General features: G+C 64.2%; 1 protein-coding gene and 1 pseudogene. One reads left to right on the top strand and one right to left on the bottom strand.

Going from position 1 to position 2,261, the window contains the following annotated elements; genetic code table 11:
- Nucleotides 1–122: 122 nt before the first annotated feature.
- Nucleotides 123–1,031: a LysR substrate-binding domain-containing protein gene (locus EG885_RS22220; protein ID WP_131579030.1), complete on the top strand. Its 909-nt coding sequence runs from the start codon at nt 123–125 to the stop codon at nt 1,029–1,031.
- A gap of 57 nt (nt 1,032–1,088) precedes the next feature.
- Here EG885_RS22220 and EG885_RS22215 read toward each other — a convergent pair.
- Nucleotides 1,089–1,715: pseudogene (locus tag EG885_RS22215) on the bottom strand (transposase); the annotation flags it as partial.
- Nucleotides 1,716–2,261 lie beyond the last annotated feature (546 nt).

Here is a 2,261-nt window from a genome sequence, read left to right as displayed (position 1 = left end):
TGGATGGGATGGGGCAATTGCATGGGATCGGTCCTTTCGCGTCTGATGGCATCACCATAGCGCTGGACCGCCATGCGGATAATCAGGATAAACCGGCATCAGGTGATGACAGGATCGGGACAATGGATAGCGGTCTGAAGGGGCTGGAGGCGGTGCTGGCCATCGCGCGGCGCGGATCGTTCCGGGCGGCGGCGCTGGATCTGGGCATGTCCACCACCGCCCTGTCACACAGCATCGCGCGGCTGGAGGCCACCCTTGGCGTGCGCCTCTTCAACCGCACCACGCGCAGCGTGTCGCTGAGCGATGCCGGGCGCGCCTTCGTCGATCGTATCGCCCCTGCCGTGGCCGAGATCCGAGGGGCGATGGAGGTGGTGCAGTCGCGGCGCCAGACGCCGTCGGGTCTGCTGCGCATCAACGCCTCGGTCCAGGCGGGACGCGCGATCACGCCGCTGGTCCTGTCCTTCCTGCGCCGATACCCCGACATGGCTGTCGATCTGGTCACCGAGGGGCGTCTGGTCGACATCGTGGCCGAGGGGTTCGATCTGGGCCTCCGCCCCGCCGATCTCGTGCCCCGCGACATGATCGCGCTGCCCTTGGGAAAACCGCAGCGCTATGCGGTTGTCGCCTCGCCGGACTGGGTCGCGGCGCACGGCGCGCCCCAGACCCCTGCGAACCTGCCGCTTAGGGATTGCCTCCACGTGCGCCTGCCGAACGGCGCGTTGTTCCGCTGGACCTTCGAGCGGGCCGGAGAGGCGGTTCAGATCGAGGCGGAGGGCCGCTTGACCCTGGATGAGGCCGCCATCGCCCGCATGGCCGTCCTGGAAGGCGCCGGCATCGGGTTCTTCATCGAGCAGGACGTGGCCGATGACATCGCCGCCGGGCGGCTGATCCGCCTGCTGGACGACTGGACGCCGCCCCGCCCGGGCTTCAGCCTGTATTATCCCGGAAGGCGCAACCCTTCGGCAGGATTTGCGGCATTCCTAGCCATTGTAAGAGAATCGGCTGCCCGAGATGCGACGATCAAGAGATGAGCCGGTGAACGGCCCTTTTCGGCCGGTCAGCCTCTTTGGGTCAGGAATCCGTCTCGATCACAGCCAGAACATGACGGTTGCGGCCAAAGCGATAGCCGAAAGGTATGTCTCCGGGCACCTGTCATAACGCATGGCGACCCGTCTCCAGCCCTTCAGGCGACCGAGCATGATCTCGATGCGATTGCGCCGCCTGTAGCGCCGCGTGCCGTATTCCACGGTCCTCTTGCGGGATTTCCGCTCGGGAATACCTACTCTTATTCCTTTGTTTTGCGAAGATTTTCGCAGCCAGTCAGCGTCACATCCCCGGTCTGTCAGGCGCCATTCGACCTGCGGGAGGCTGTCCAGAAGTGCCGCCGCGCCGGTATCATCGCTGACCTGTCCTGCCGGCATGGGTTCGACGATCAGGGATTGGTCCGGTGGACCAATCCCCCGAGAACCGGATCGGCCAATCGGCGACGGCATGCAGCTTCGTGTTCCATTCTCGGGCGAAACTGTCCGCCGGACAGCTCCTTTTTCCCTCGAACCCTTTTGTTTGGCCGATCTGGCGACCACGCCCCCCTTTTTCGCGCACAGGCTGCAAGCCGTGCGATGCGCGCTCAGATACATGCCATCGATCATGATCGTCTTCGGATCGGCACCCCCGGCAGCCAGGCCCCCCATGATCCGGCCAAAAACCCCGTTGTCGCCTCAATGCTTCCAAGGCACGAGGGGATGGTCCTCACCGGACGAGGTCCGTGGATGACGCTAAATATGTCTGCTTCGGCCAAAGACTGCGAGACGGAGCGGGGCGCTCCACAGCCAATCCGACACATGGGCCAAGCGCGCCGCATTGCCCATGATTTCAAGCGGCCTGCCGGTACGGAGGGCATCGGCGGTGCTGACACCCCAGCACGACCGTCATATGACCGTAAAAGATGCCCACTTCGCATAGAGCGGCATCCTTCGGTCCGACATGGTGCGGTGGCCGAGCCGGCGCGAACCTTGGGGCGATTGCATGACGGTCTCGATCGAAACATTTGTTGGATCATGGCGAAACACGGGCAACCGATATGGAGCCCGCACCGGCTAGATCCACACGGACTGATTTTTCGACATCACGGGTCTGACAGTTGATCGCGGGGGTGGCGCCGTCTTTTTCTTCTCAGCAGCATCCGCAAGCGGAAGACCGTTGGTTCGCACGGAGGGTGCGGGGTGCGTGCGTCACGCGCCGGGGGCCCCTGCTCCGAACAC

The organism is Paracoccus nototheniae (assembly GCF_004335005.1).
Lineage (GTDB): Bacteria > Pseudomonadota > Alphaproteobacteria > Rhodobacterales > Rhodobacteraceae > Paracoccus > Paracoccus nototheniae.
Note: the sequence above shows the minus strand (reverse complement) of the source record. Positions and strands in the feature narration are given on the sequence as shown.